The sequence below is a fragment of the Modestobacter sp. VKM Ac-2985 genome, assembly GCF_026967925.1.
In the GTDB taxonomy this organism is placed as follows: Bacteria; Actinomycetota; Actinomycetes; order Mycobacteriales; family Geodermatophilaceae; genus Modestobacter.
This window is the reverse complement of record NZ_JAPVBI010000001.1, coordinates 1,828,038-1,841,050: the sequence shown is the minus strand read 5'-3', so window position 1 is coordinate 1,841,050 and position 13,013 is coordinate 1,828,038. Positions and strand designations below refer to the sequence as shown.

Here is a 13,013-nt window from a genome sequence, read left to right as displayed (position 1 = left end):
AGGCCCCCGTCCCCGCAGGGCAGGCCGGCTCATCCCGGGCGCAGGCCGACGCCGAGCTCGGTGGCCAGGGCTCGCACCCGGGCGGCGATGTCGTCCCGCACCAGCCGCATCCGGGCCATCCCCTCGATGCCGCGCGCGGAGGGTTCGTCGACGTCCCAGGTCAGGAAGCGGGTGCCGGGCACCGGGACCACCCGGGCCTCGCGGCCGAGGGTCACCACGACGTCGGCGTCGCGCACCAGCTGATCGGTGAGCGGCTCGGGACGCTCCGCGGTGATGTCGATGCCGACCTCGGCCAGGGAGTCCGCAGACTCCCCGTTGACCGCCGCACCCGGCGCCGTCCCGGCGGAGCGCACCTCGACGGCGTCCCCGGCCAGGTCCCGCATCAGACCGGCGGCGAGCTGGGACTTGCCCGCGTTGTGCACGCAGACGAACAGCACCTGGGGTCGGCCGGTCACGGCGCGACCGGCACCTGGAGCTCGGTGATCAGCCCCCGGATGCGCGTCTCGATCTGGTCCCGGATCGGGCGCACGGACTCCACGCCCTTCCCGGCCGGGTCCTCCAGGGGCCAGTCGAGGTACCGCTTGCCGGGGAAGACCGGGCAGGCGTCCCCGCAGCCCATGGTGATGACGACGTCGGAGGCCTCGACCGCGTCGGTGGTCAGCACCTTGGGCCGCTGGTCGGAGATGTCGATGCCGACCTCGGCCATCGCGGCCACGGCCGAGGGGTTGACCTGGTCGCCGGGCACCGAACCGGCCGAGCGCACCTCGACGCCGTCGCCGGCGAGGTGACGGAGCCAGCCGGCGGCCATCTGGGAACGGCCGGCGTTGTGCACGCAGACGAACAGGACGCTGGGGCGGTCGTTCACGGGGTTCTCCTCGTTCAGGGGGCTGCTCACGCCAACGCCGCAGCTCGTGCGGCGGGCGCAGGGGGACGGTGTTCGGAGCTCCAGGCCTGGGCGGCCATCTGCACCGCGTCCCAGGGTGAGCCCAGGGGCGGGGTGTAGGCCAGGTCCAGGTCGGCCATGCCGTCGACGGCCATGCCGTGGAACAGGGCGGTGGCGTAGACGTCGACGCGCTTGGCCACCTCGCTGCCCAGCCGCCCGACCAGCTGGGCGCCGAGCAGCCGGCCGGTGTCGGCGTCGGCGGTGACCCGGATCGTGATCGGCTGGGCCCCCGGGTAGTAGGCCTTGTGGTCGTCCGGGCTCGACTGGGTCGTGACCGGGCGGAAGCCGGCGGCCAGCGCCTCGTGCTCGAGCAGACCGGTGCGGGCGGCGACCAGACCGAAGACCTTCACCACCTGGGTCCCGACACTGCCGGCGAACAGGGCCTGCCCGCCGACGGCGTTGGCCCCGGCGACCCGGCCCTGCTTGTGGGCCGTGGTGCCCAGCGGCAGGTAGGTGAGGCCCATCAACCGGTGGTGGGTGACCACGCAGTCCCCGGCCGCCCAGACGTGCGGCAGCCCGGTGGCCATCGTCTCGTCCACGACCACCGCGCCGCCGGCACCGGTCCTCGCCCCCGCATCGACCAGCAGCTGCACGTCGGGGCGGACCCCGGCGACGACCACCACGACGTCGAAGGAGCGGTGGAGCCCGGCACCGGAGACCGCGATCCGGCCTCCGTCGGTGCGGGCCAGCCCGGTGACGTCGGTGCCGGTGAGCACCTCGACCCCGTGGGCCGCCATCTCCGCCCGGACGAGTGCGCCCAGCTCGGCGTCCACGGTGCTCAGCACCTCGGCAGGGCGCTGGGCGACGGTCGTGGTGACGCCCCGGGCGACGAGCGCCTCGGACATCTCCACGCCGATGTAGCCGGCGCCGACGATGAGCGCCGAACGCACCGGGCGGCCGGTCAGGGTGGCCATCAGCGCGTGGGTGTCGTCGATGGTGTGCAGCAGGTGCACCCCGTCGGCTGCACCCAGCCCGTCCGGACCACCCATCCCCGCGATCGCCGGGACCGACGGCCGGGCGCCGGTGCCCACGACCAGCTCGTCGTAGGCCAGCGTGTCCGTCGCCCCGTCCGGGGTGGTCACCGTGATGCGCTGCCCGGTCACGTCGACGGCGGTGGCGCGGGTGCCGATGCGCACGGTCAGCCCGGCGGCCTCCAGGTCGGCGGAGGTGCGGTGCGCCAGCGACTGCCAGGGCTGCACGTCACCGGACACGTGGTAAGGGATCCCGCAGATGGAGAAGTTGGGGTAGGCGTCGGCCACCACGACGGTGACCTCTGCGGTCGGGTCGAGCTCCCGGGCGCGCAGGCCCGCGGAGATGCCGGCATCGCTGCCGCCGACGACGACCAGGCGGCGGCTCATGCGCCGAGCCCGCTGAGCAGCCCCCGCACCCGGCCCTCGATGTCGGCGGCGATCGCCTCGACCGCAGCCGGCGACTGCCCGGCGGGATCGGCCACGCTCCAGTCCAGGTACTGCTTGCCGGGGTAGACCGGGCAGGCGTCCCCGCACCCCATGGTGATCACCACGTCCGCGGCCCGGACGACGTCGTCGGTCAGCGGCTTGGGGAAGGCGTCGGTCACCGTGATGCCGCGAGCCTCCAGCACCTCCAGCACGACCGGGTCGACCTGGTCGGCGGGCATCGAGCCCGCCGACCGGACGTGCACGCGCCCCTCGGACAGGTGTTCCACCATCGCCGCGGCCATCTGCGACCGACCGGCGTTCTGCACGCAGACGAAGAGCACCTCGGGCGCCTCCTTCGCCAGCACCCCCTTGGCCTGGGCCAGGGCGGTGAGCCGCTCGGTGGCGAAGCGGCAGGTGAGGACCGGCAGGTGCGTCTTGACCCGGGCGGTGCGCCCCAGGGCGGCGTAGGACTCGAAGACCATCCGCTCGACGGTCTCCGCGCTCACCATGCCGGCGAACCGGGCCGACAGGTCCTCGACGTGCCGCCGGAGCACCACCTCGGGGTCCAGCAGTCCGACGAACCGGGGTGTCGACGTCATCGGGACGCTCCTTCGGTACGGGGTGCCGGGACGGTGGGGTCGCCGGGGAACCAGCGGCGGGCGGCCCAGAGGGAGACGTAGACGAGCCCGACCAGCACCGGGACCTCGATCAGCGGGCCGACGACGCCGGCCAGCGCCTGCCCGGAGGTGACCCCGAACGTGCCGATCGCGACCGCGATGGCGAGCTCGAAGTTGTTGCCGGCCGCGGTGAAGGCCAGGGTCGCGGTCTTGGCGTAGCCCAGCCCGAGGCGCATGCCGAGCAGGAAGGAGCCGCCGAACATCAGCGCGAAGTAGGCCAGCAGCGGCAGCGCGATCCGGGCGACGTCCCACGGGTTCGAGGTGATCGCATCGCCCTGCAGGGCGAAGAGCATGACGATGGTGAACAGCAGGCCGTAGAGGGCGACCGGGCCGATCTTCGGCAGGAACCGCCCCTCGTACCAGTCGCGGCCCTTGGCGCGCTCGCCGATCGTGCGGGTCAGGAAGCCGGCGACCAGCGGGATGCCGAGGAAGACCAGCACCGATCCCACGATCGCCCAGAAGCTGAACTCCGCCGACGTGGTCGACAGCCCCAGCCAGCCGGGCAGCACCTGGAGGTAGAACCAGCCGAGGACGGCGAAGGCGAGGATCTGGAAGACCGAGTTGATCGCCACGAGCACGGCGCCGGCCTCGCGGTCACCGCAGGACAGGTCGTTCCAGATCAGCACCATGGCGATGCAGCGGGCCAGGCCCACGATGATCAGCCCCGTGCGGTACTCGGGCAGGTCGGGCAGCAGCAGCCAGGCCAGCGCGAACATCAGCGCCGGCCCGACCAGCCAGTTCAGCGCCAGCGAGGCGCCCAGCAGCTTCCGGTCCCCGGTGACCCGGTCGAGCTCGGAGTACCGCACCTTGGCCAGCACCGGGTACATCATCAGCAGCAGCCCGATGGCGATCGGCAGGCTGACCTCGCCGACCCGGACGGCGTCCAGCGCGTCGTCCAGCCCGGGGACGAACCGGCCGAGCAGCAGGCCGAGGACCATGGCCGCGACGATCCACACCGGCAGGAAGCGGTCCAGGGTCGACAACCGGGCCAGCACCGGTGTCTCGAGGTCGGTGCCGGAGCGGGGGGTCTCCGCGGCGAGATCGCTCATGGGGTGGGCTGCTCCTCTGCCTCCCGGTGCGGGAGGACGTGCATCGACGTCGGTCTATCTGTCCCAGAGGATGCCGGGGGTATCGACACCCGTCAATGCCCGACCGATACTGGCCGGGTGAACATCAGCCGAACGGCGGGGCTGGACCTCGAGCTGGTCGACGTGGGTGCGCCCGGGTGCTCCCCCGCCGAGCTCGCCGGCGCGATGAGCGCCGAGCAGGCCGCCGACCTGGCCCGCACCCTCAAGGCGCTGGCGGACCCGGCGCGGCTCCGGGTGCTCGCCCTGGTGGCCGGCAACGAGGGCCGCGAGGTCTGTGTCTGCGACCTCACCGAGCCCCTGGGCCTGTCCCAGCCGACCGTGTCCCACCACCTCAAGGTGCTGGTGGACGCCGGCTTCCTCGCCCGGGAGAAGCGCGGGGTCTGGGCCTACTTCTCGCTGGTGCCCGGGGCGCTGGACGCGGTGGTGACCGCGCTGCCCGGCGTCCGGGAGCCCAGCCCCCGCTAGACCGTCGAGGTCCCCGCCTCCTGCGGCACCGGCACCGGCCGGCGCACCTGGGTGCGCCGGCGGGACAGGGCCACGCCCAGCAGGCAGACAACGCCACCGACGACGGCCAGCGCCGGCGGCACCTCGTCCAGCAGCGCCCAGCCCAGCAGCACGACGATCGGCGGCACCAGGTAGGTGGTCGCCCCCAGCCGGCCGGCGTCCATCCGGCGCAGCGCGTAGGCCCAGGTGCTGAAGGCCAGCGCGGTCGGCACCGCCCCGAGGTAGACGGTGCCGACGATCGAGGACGCGGGCGCGGTGCCCAGCTCGTCGACGAGCACCCCGGCCCAGGGCAGGCAGCAGACCGCCCCCATGGCACAGGCGGTGAAGGTCACCTGGAGGGCGGGCAGCCGGCGCAGCAACGGCTTCTGCGCCACCACGCCGGCGGCGTAGGTGACCGCCGCGACCACGCACAGGAAGACGCCCAGCAGGTCGGCCCCGGCGTCGCGGGTGGCGAAGCCGATCAGCAGCACCCCGCAGAAGGCCACGCCCAGGCCGATGACCAGCCAGCGCGGGAAGCCCTCGCCCAGCAGCAGGCCGGCGAGGACGGCGATCAGCACCGGGCCGATGTTGACCAGCATCGCCGTGGTCCCGGCGTCCAGGTGCTGCTCGGCGGCGTTGAGCGCCACGTTGTAGATGCCGAACCAGCCGATCCCGCAGACGGCGAGCAGCCGCCACTCCCCCGCCGTCGGGGCCACCCAGCCACGCCGGGCCAGCAGCGCGCCCAGGACGGCGGTGCCGACGGCCAGCCGGCCGAGCGCCAGCGCCCCGGGCGAGAGGTCCTCGCCCACCGCACGGATGCCGATGAACGCCGACGCCCAGGCGAGCACGGTGACGCTGACGGCGAGGAACACCAGCGGACTGCGGGGAACGGGCACGAAGGAGAAGCTAGGGCTCGCGACCGACGTCCTCCGGCGGTTTCCGGCCATGGCACCCCGGGTTGGCGGTCCCGCTCCGGACGATGGCCGGATCGACGCGGTCAGACCGGCGAGGCGGGGTCCGGGTGGTCAGCGAGGAACCGTCCTGCCCGTCTGGCCTCCCGGTGCGTGAGCGCCGCCCCGACCAGGAGCACCACCGTCACGACCGCCGTGAGGACCAGGGTCGACCGCGTCGGTGCGCCGATGGCTCGCCCCACCTGCTGCACGACGACGCCGACGAACAGCAGGAGCTGGTGGTGCTGCAGCACCAGCCGCCGCGCCAGGTCACGGGCCAGCGGCAGGCGTGCCGGGTCGGCCTCCGCACGGCCCCGCACCTGCGCGAGCAGTCCGCGTCGCTGCGCCCGGCTCAGCACCGCGGCCGGCCGCGACCACGCCGCTCGGAAGAGCCCGGACCGCCACGCGACGAGCCCGTACCCGAGCATCACGGTCAGGCCGGCCCCCTGCACGACGAGGCCGGCCGCCTCCCAGCCGCCGGACGGTCCAGGGTCGGGCACCAGCTCATCGGTGGACAGCACCGCCAGGAGCAGCCCGCCGGCCAGCGCGAGCACCGCCAGGGCCAGCACCCACGACCAGGTGAGCAGCCGGGTCGGGCGGAGCCACCGTGCGCCGCCGTCCGGCGTGAGCCCGAGCGCGGAGACAGCCTCGGCCCAGCGGCGGTCGTCGTCCGTCTCCGCTGGTCCGGTGCGCGCCGAGGTCGGATCCACGGCGACCACGATGCCGCAGGTGATCTTGGGCCGCCAGTCACCGGCGTGCGGCAGCATGCGGGCATGCCCACCGAGTCCCGTCACCTGAGCGTCTCCATCGACCGGCCGGCCGCTGAGGTCTACGCCTGGGTCCGCGACCCGGCCCACCTGCCAATGTGGGCCGCCGGCCTGGCCACCGGCATCAGGCGGGAGCGCGGCGAGTGGGTGGCGGACTCCCCGATGGGCCGGGTGCTGGTGCGGTTCGTGCCGGTCAACGAGTACGGGGTGCTCGACCACGACGTCGTCCTGCCCGACGGCACGTCCACCATCAACCCGGTGCGGGTGCTCGCCGACGGCGCCGGCAGCGAGGTGGTGTTCACCCTCCGCCGGGCGAGCGGCGCCACGGCCGAGGAGTTCGAGGCCGACACCGCGGCGGTGGCCGCCGACCTCGATACCCTGAAGCGGGTGCTCGAGGCCGGCTGATCCCCCGGGCGCCCGGGCTCAGCGCTCCTGGTCGGTCGGGCGCACCAGCACCTCGTTGACCGACACGTGGCTCGGCTGGCTGACCACGTAGAGCACCGCCCGGGCGATGTCCTCGGCCTGCAGCCGGGTCATCCCCGCGGCCATATCCTGCGAGGCCCGCTTGGCCTCGGGCTGGGTGATGTGGTCGGTCAGCTCGGTGGCCACCGCGCCCGGCTCGACCAGGCTGATCCGCACCCCGCGGCCGGTGACCTCCTGGCGCAGCGACTCGCTGAAGGCGTTCACCGCCCACTTGCTGGCGTTGTAGACCCCGGCGCCCTTGCGGGCGGTCCGGCCGGCGACGCTGGACATGTTCACCACGTCACCCGACCCCTGCTCGACCATGCCCTCGATCGCCGCGTGGGTCATGTACAGCACCCCCAGCACGTTGGTGTCGAGCATGCGCCGCCAGTCGTCGGGGTCCGCGCCGACGATCGTGCCCAGCAGCATCACCCCGGCGTTGTTGACCAGGACGTCGAGACCGCCCAGCTCCTCGCGGGTGCGGGCGACCGCCGCGGCGCAGGCCTGCTCGTCGGTGACGTCCAGGTCCAGCTGCAGCACCCGGGCGCCGTCGTCCCGCAGCTTCGTGGCCAGCGCATCGAGCCGGTCCTTGCGCCGGGCGCCGATGGCGACCGCCGCCCCGGCCTCGGCCAGGGCGACCGCGGTCGCCTCGCCGATCCCCGACGAGGCCCCGGTGACCAGGGCGACCTTCCCCTGCAGCGGCCGGCTGTTCTCGGTCATGCGTCCCTCTCTCCCGGGACCGAACGGTGCGGCCCCGGAGCCCCAGTGCCCCGGCCCCCGCCGCGCCACGCACGGAGTGCGAGCTCAGCGGGCGAACGGCCCGGACAGTGCGGCCCACTGGAGCAGCAGGATCGTCTTCGCGTCCACGATCGTCGCGCCGATCGCGGCCAGCGCCTCGTCGACGTCCAGTTCGAGCACCTCGATGTCCTCGCCCTCGTCGGCCAGCCCGCCCCCGCCGGCCGTCCGGGTGCCGGCGTCGTAGGGGCCGGCGTAGAAGTGCAGCCGCTCCGTGACCGAACCGGGGCTCATGAAGACGTCGAAGACGTGGGTGAGCTCGCCGACGCGGTGGCCGGTCTCCTCCTCGGCCTCCCGGCGCACCGCGGTCACCGGGTCGTCGTCGTCCAGCAGGCCGGCGGCGGTCTCGATGAGCAACCCGTCGGGGTGGCCGTTGACGTACGCCGGGAAGCGGAACTGACGGGTGAGCAGCACCGTGCGCCGCGCGACGTCGTAGAGCAGCACGGTCGCGCCGTTCCCGCGGTCGTGGGTCTCCCGCTGTTCGGTGCTCCAGTGCCCGTCGCGGTGGCGCATGTCGAACGTCGTCCGCCGCAGCACATACCAGTCGCTGGACAGCACCTCGACGTCCCGCACCCGGACGCCGTCGTTGCCGGAGAGGTGCCGGCCCACGTGGGTGCGAGGTCAGCGGGTCCGGTTGACCCGGTCGACGTCGGAGGGGTCGGGCCCACCCGGGTCCGTGTTGTGACTCCCGGCAGCCCCCAGCGCCGGGCCGGTGCCGGCGGCGAAGCCACCCTCCTGGTACAGCGACGCCTTCATCTCCGCCGGGGCCAGCATGCGGGCGACGTGCCAGCCGACGACGGCGACGATCGTGCCCAGCGCGATGCCACCGATGGAGTACTCGCTGCTGAACCGCAGCTGGACGTCGCCGATGCCGATGATGATCCCGGCCGCCAGGGGCACCAGGTTGATCGGGTTGGCGAAGTCGACCCGGTTCTCCTTCCAGATCTTGGCGCCGAGCAGGCCGATCATCCCGTAGAGGACGACGGTGATCCCGCCGAGCACCGCACCGGGGGTGGCGTTGACGATGGCGCCGAACTTGGGCACCAGCCCGAGCATGATCGCCACCAGCGCGGCGACGTAGTAGGCCGCGGTCGAGTAGACCCGGGTGGCGGCCATGACGCCGATGTTCTCCGCGTAGGTGGTGGTCGGGGAGCCACCGACCGAGGTGGCGACCACGGTGGCGGCACCGTCGGCGAAGACCGCCCGGCCGAGCACCGGGTCCAGGTCGCGCTTGGTCATCTCGCCGACCGCCTTGACGTGGCCGGCGTTCTCCGCGACCAGCGCGATCACCGCGGGGAGCACCAGCAGCGCGAAGTTGACCGAGAACGAGGGTGCGGTGAGCTCGGGGAGCCCGAACCACGCGGCGTCGCCGACGCCGCTGAGGTCGACGCGGTCGTGCGCGGTCCCCACACCGGCGGCGTCGTAGGTGACCGCCTGGGAGAAGGTGTCCAGCAGCAGGGAGAGCAGGTAGCCGAAGAGCAGGCCGAGCAGGATCGAGATCCGGGCCCAGAAGCCGCGCAGCGCCAGCGAGACCAAGATGACGAACGCCATGGTCGCCAGCGCGACCCACTGGTCCTGCGGCCAGTACAGGCCCGCGGCGACGGGCGCGAGGTTGAAGCCGATGAGCAGGACCACCGCGCCGGTCACCGCCGGGGGCAGCACCCGGTTCACCACGGTCACACCCGCGGCCTGGATCAGCAGCCCGACCAGCGCGAGCACGATGCCGGAGACGAGGATCGCGCCGACCACGTCGGAGCTGTCCCCGCCCTGGGCGCGGACCGCCGCGACGCCGCCGACGAACGCGGCGCTGGTGCCCAGGTAGGAGGGCACCTTCCCCTGCACGATGAGCAGGAAGATGATCGTGGCGATCCCGCTCATCATGATCGCCAGGTTGGCGTCCAGCCCCATGATGAGCGGGAAGACGAACGTGGCGCCGAACATGGCGACCACGTGTTGCGCGCCGATGCCGACGGTCAACGGCCAGGACAGCCGCTCGTCGGGCGCCACCGCCTCACCCAGCGGTGGGGTCTTCCCGTCCCCGTAGAGCTTCCAGCCGAACGCCATCGGTCCTCCTCGCAGCTCCGCCGAACAGGTAGCTCAGCGCTGAGGTATCGGACAGTGGCAGAAGTCCGTTGATCACACCAGGGGGTCCTGGACACGTTCCCATCACGGACCGGCAGGTGAACGGCGCCGCAACACCGCGGACACGCCGCCGGCTCACACCAGTGACTCGAGCCCGTCGTCCAGGACGGCGGCGACCACGCTCTCCACCGGCGGCCGGTGCGGCTGGTCCAGCCCGCGGATGCGGGCGGCGTGCAGTGCGAGCAGCAGGTTCAGCCGCAGCGTGGGGTCGGTGGTGAAGGGACCGAGCAGCCGCTCCAGCTTGCCGATCCGGTACCGCATCGTGTTGTAGTGGAAGTGCAGCCGGCGGGCGGACTCCGCGACGTTGAGGTTGGTCTCCAGCAGCACCCGCAGGGTCTCCCGCAGGTCCATCGCGTCCGCGTCGGAGGAGTCGGCGAGGGTGCCGAGCACCTCGTCGACGTAGGAGCGCAGTTCGTTGCTGTCCGGGATCAGCGACAGCAGCCGGAAGACGCCGAGCTGGTCGAAGTGGGTGACCGCGTGGCCGCCGTGGATCTCCTGCCCGACCACGAGGGCGCGCTGGGACTGCTGGTAGGCCTCGCCCAGCGCCGACAGCGACTCGGCCGGCCGGCCGATCCCGGTGCCCAGGAGCCGGCCCACCCGGCGCAACCGGGCGTTCACCCGGGCGGTCACCGAGGCGACCAGGCTCGAGAGCTCCTCGGGCGTGCGCCCGTCCAGCGGGAGCACGGTGACGATCTCGGTGGCGAGCCCGGCGACCGCGGCGCCGGCGACCTCGCTGTCGACCGCGGCCCGCCAGCCGTCGGCCAACCGGTCCAGCACGTCCAGCGCCCGGGTCGGGTCCGCACCGGCGTCGGCCACCGTCTCGGTGGCGGTCACCAGGACGACGACCGGCCCGTCGAGCCGCCAGCCGAACGAGCGCGCGTAGGCGAGCGCCCGCTCGGTGTGCGCGAAGGTGCCGCCGACCAGCCGGCGCACCATGTCGCCCTGGAACCGCAGCTCCACCGAGTGCACCGCCTGCGAGCGGATCTCCGACAGCGCGGCGATGACCGCGGCCTGCTCGAGGACCGCACCGGCACCCAGCAGCATCGGGCCGTGCCGGTTCACCGCGACCAGCCAGCCGTGCCGCTGGTCACCGGCCATGATCGGCGCCACCGCGTACTCCCCGATCCCGCCCGGCAGCTCGTGGTGCCCGGGCACCAGCAGGATGCCGTCGGCCGGCGAGAGATCGGCGTCGGCGAGCACGTCGGCGGGGGTGACCACGCTCTGGTCGGCGCGGTTGCCCGACAGCCGACGGGAGGGGGTGAGGTCGGCGAACGCGTCGTCGGCCGCGGCGTCGAGCAGCCACAGCCAGTCGCGGATCTCGGTGACCTCCTCCGGCGGGCCGGCATGGGTGGCGACCTCGCGGTCCGGGCCCAGGCCGAGCACGGCGGCTCCGGCGAGGAAGGTGGACACCTGGGTGGTGACCTCGGACAGCCCCCCGCCGGACAGCGCCACGTCGATGAACTGGTTGTGCATCCGGTTGGCGAGGCTCAGCGCCTGGGTCTGCTTGTCGATGATGGCGCCGAGCACCTCGGCGACCACCTCGTCCAGCCGGGCCCGCGCGGGCAGGGCGAGCACCGGGAAGCCGCGGCGGTCGGCCTCGGCGAGCAGCTCGGCGGGGACGTCGCCGGCCGGGTTGCCCGAACCGGCCTCCGAGCGGTAGGCGAGCGCACCGCTGCCGGCCTGGTGCAGCCGCTCGATCAGCGCACGGCTCTGCGCCGGGTCGCCGCTGGGGAGCCGGGCACCGAGGACGACGAGCAGGTCGGGGCCGGCACCCGCGACGGGGTCGGCAGGGTCCTCCACGGCGACGTGCCGGACGATCCGGCGGGTGCCGGTGGCCCCGCCGACCACGAGCGCGCCGGTCAGCCCTGGCAGCTGCAGGAGCTGGTCGACCGTCAGGCCCATGCTGTCCTGCAGGGCGGTCCGATCGGCCGGCGGGAGCTGGGAGAGGACCGGCTCGGCCGACGCAGGGATGGTACTGAAAGTAGCCACCCGGTCGCTGTGTGAAGCGTAAGTCACGGACGAATCACGTTCAGTCACTGTACGTTCCCCCAAAACACCGTGCACGAGCCTGCTGTGCGAGATTCTGTCAGACGTCTCTGGACGGCAGAAGGCACGCTTGGCGACAATCGCCATACAGGCACGGGGGACGCGCCACCAGGTTCGAGCCCCCGGTCCTGTGTCCCGGCTCGGATGGTAGGCGGCTCCGTCGATCGACGGGTGGCCCGGCGTCCCGGCGGGGAGAGCCAGACCGGGACGGGCCCCGCTGCAGGCGTCGCCCGTCGACCGCACGGGTGGAGGGCACATGCGCACCATCGACGAGAGCACCGGCGGCCACGGCCGGGACACGACCCCCGACGACATCAGCACCGGGCGCGCCGCCCGGGCCGGCGTCCCGACCATCCCCCTGCCACGTGAGTCCGCAGCAGCCGGCGCCCGGGCGTCCGGCGCCTCGGTGCCCGCCCAGGCCAGCACCGGCATCGCCGACCTGCTGCGGGGGCCGGTCCGGTCGGCGCGGGTCCTGCTGTCGGTCCCGGCAGCGGTGTACCTGACCGTGCAGACCCCGCAGGGTCCCGACGTGGTGGGCGTGCTGACCTCCGACGCCGCCCGGCTGCCGCTGGGCTGCGTGCTCTTCCGGCCCTCCAACGGCCGGCCGCTGGTCTCGGTGCCCAGCGGAGCCCCCGCCCGGCTGGGCGGCGGCCGGTTGACCGTCGGCGACCTGACCATCAGCGCTGCCGCGTGGTGGGACCCGCGGCCCAAGCTGCCCACCGCGCGCCCGGCGCTGCTCCCCGAGGGGGTCCGTCAGCTCCGCTCGGCCCTCTACGGCGAGGGCGTGCCGCACAGCGCGTTCGTCCTCCCCGGCCTGCCCAGCGGTCCCAGCGGTCCGCTGGCCGCGCTGCGCGGCGCCGTCCGCCGGGCCGACGTCGACGCCGCGCTGCGCACCGCGACCCGGCTGATCGGGCTGGGCCCCGGCCTCACCCCTGCCGGCGACGACGTGCTGGCCGGCGTCACCGCCGGCCTCGTGCTGCTGGGGCACCCTGCCGCCGAGCGCTTCGGCGCCGGCGTGACCGGGCTGGCCGCCGGGCGCACGACCGAGCTGTCCCGGGCGCTGTTGCGGCATGCCGCGGCCGGCCGGGTCAGCGGGGAGTTCGCGGCCGTGCTGCGGGGCCTGGTCGGCCACGGTGCGCTCGCACCGGCGATCACCACCCTGCTGGCCACCGGCTCGACCAGCGGGCGGGCGATGGCGCTGGGGCTGTGCACCGCGATCGACCTCGTCGACCGGACCAGCCGGCCCCGCTGACCGGTGGGGGC

General features: G+C 73.9%; 14 protein-coding genes. 3 read left to right on the top strand and 11 right to left on the bottom strand.

Going from position 1 to position 13,013, the window contains the following annotated elements; genetic code table 11:
- Positions 1 to 29: 29 nt before the first annotated feature.
- The 5 genes from O2V61_RS08780 to arsB are packed head-to-tail and all read right to left on the bottom strand — an operon-like array spanning position 30 to position 4,066.
- Positions 30 to 455: an arsenate-mycothiol transferase ArsC gene (locus tag O2V61_RS08780; RefSeq protein ID WP_269182905.1), complete on the bottom strand. Its 426-nt coding sequence runs from the start codon at positions 453 to 455 to the stop codon at positions 30 to 32.
- The gene (locus tag O2V61_RS08775; RefSeq protein ID WP_442929170.1) at positions 452 to 895 is read right to left on the bottom strand and encodes an arsenate reductase ArsC; all 444 of its coding nucleotides are present in this window, start codon (positions 893 to 895) and stop codon (positions 452 to 454) included. Before O2V61_RS08775 ends, O2V61_RS08780 begins: the two co-directional genes overlap by 4 nt.
- Entirely contained in the window at positions 892 to 2,301 is a 1,410-nt protein-coding gene (locus O2V61_RS08770; protein ID WP_269182904.1) for an FAD-dependent oxidoreductase, read from the bottom strand. Before O2V61_RS08770 ends, O2V61_RS08775 begins: the two co-directional genes overlap by 4 nt.
- Complete coding sequence (locus tag O2V61_RS08765; protein WP_269182903.1) at positions 2,298 to 2,939, bottom strand: arsenate-mycothiol transferase ArsC; 642 nt, start codon at positions 2,937 to 2,939, stop codon at positions 2,298 to 2,300. The genes O2V61_RS08770 and O2V61_RS08765 overlap by 4 nt, the downstream gene beginning before the upstream one ends.
- Positions 2,936 to 4,066 carry an ACR3 family arsenite efflux transporter gene (gene arsB / locus O2V61_RS08760; protein ID WP_269182902.1) on the bottom strand — a complete coding sequence of 377 codons (1,131 nt, stop codon included), beginning with the start codon at positions 4,064 to 4,066 and terminating at the stop codon, positions 2,936 to 2,938. Before arsB ends, O2V61_RS08765 begins: the two co-directional genes overlap by 4 nt.
- A gap of 117 nt (positions 4,067 to 4,183) precedes the next feature.
- On the opposite strand from arsB, the gene O2V61_RS08755 reads away from it, so the two are divergent.
- A complete protein-coding gene (locus tag O2V61_RS08755) occupies positions 4,184 to 4,570 on the top strand; it encodes an ArsR/SmtB family transcription factor (protein WP_269182901.1) in 387 nt (128 codons plus the stop codon).
- Here O2V61_RS08755 and O2V61_RS08750 read toward each other — a convergent pair.
- Both O2V61_RS08750 and O2V61_RS08745 read right to left on the bottom strand, forming a co-directional pair.
- Entirely contained in the window at positions 4,567 to 5,484 is a 918-nt protein-coding gene (locus O2V61_RS08750) for a DMT family transporter (protein ID WP_269182900.1), read from the bottom strand. The two genes, O2V61_RS08755 and O2V61_RS08750, sit on opposite strands and share 4 nt — an antisense overlap.
- Before the next feature lie 101 nt (positions 5,485 to 5,585).
- Complete coding sequence (locus O2V61_RS08745) at positions 5,586 to 6,305, bottom strand: hypothetical protein (protein WP_269182899.1); 720 nt, start codon at positions 6,303 to 6,305, stop codon at positions 5,586 to 5,588.
- Positions 6,306 to 6,311: 6 nt separating this feature from the next.
- On the opposite strand from O2V61_RS08745, the gene O2V61_RS08740 reads away from it, so the two are divergent.
- The gene (locus O2V61_RS08740) at positions 6,312 to 6,710 is read left to right on the top strand and encodes an SRPBCC family protein (protein ID WP_269182898.1); all 399 of its coding nucleotides are present in this window, start codon (positions 6,312 to 6,314) and stop codon (positions 6,708 to 6,710) included.
- An 18-nt stretch (positions 6,711 to 6,728) separates the two neighbouring features.
- Here the strand turns inward: O2V61_RS08740 and O2V61_RS08735 are convergent, their stop codons facing one another.
- The 4 genes from O2V61_RS08735 to O2V61_RS08720 all read right to left on the bottom strand — a co-directional run bounded on the left by O2V61_RS08735 (position 6,729) and on the right by O2V61_RS08720 (position 11,606).
- Positions 6,729 to 7,487, bottom strand: a complete 759-nt coding sequence (locus O2V61_RS08735) for an SDR family NAD(P)-dependent oxidoreductase (RefSeq protein WP_269182897.1) — start codon at positions 7,485 to 7,487, stop codon at positions 6,729 to 6,731.
- An 84-nt stretch (positions 7,488 to 7,571) separates the two neighbouring features.
- Complete coding sequence (locus O2V61_RS08730; protein WP_269182896.1) at positions 7,572 to 8,171, bottom strand: NUDIX domain-containing protein; 600 nt, start codon at positions 8,169 to 8,171, stop codon at positions 7,572 to 7,574.
- A 12-nt stretch (positions 8,172 to 8,183) separates the two neighbouring features.
- The gene (locus tag O2V61_RS08725; RefSeq protein WP_269182895.1) at positions 8,184 to 9,626 is read right to left on the bottom strand and encodes a uracil-xanthine permease family protein; all 1,443 of its coding nucleotides are present in this window, start codon (positions 9,624 to 9,626) and stop codon (positions 8,184 to 8,186) included.
- A gap of 153 nt (positions 9,627 to 9,779) precedes the next feature.
- Complete coding sequence (locus O2V61_RS08720; RefSeq protein ID WP_269182894.1) at positions 9,780 to 11,606, bottom strand: PucR family transcriptional regulator; 1,827 nt, start codon at positions 11,604 to 11,606, stop codon at positions 9,780 to 9,782.
- 400 nt (positions 11,607 to 12,006) lie between these two features.
- Here O2V61_RS08720 and O2V61_RS08715 point away from each other — a divergent pair, with 400 nt between their 5' ends.
- Positions 12,007 to 13,002 carry a DUF2877 domain-containing protein gene (locus O2V61_RS08715; RefSeq protein WP_269182893.1) on the top strand — a complete coding sequence of 332 codons (996 nt, stop codon included), beginning with the start codon at positions 12,007 to 12,009 and terminating at the stop codon, positions 13,000 to 13,002.
- The last annotated feature ends 11 nt before the right edge of the window (positions 13,003 to 13,013 follow it).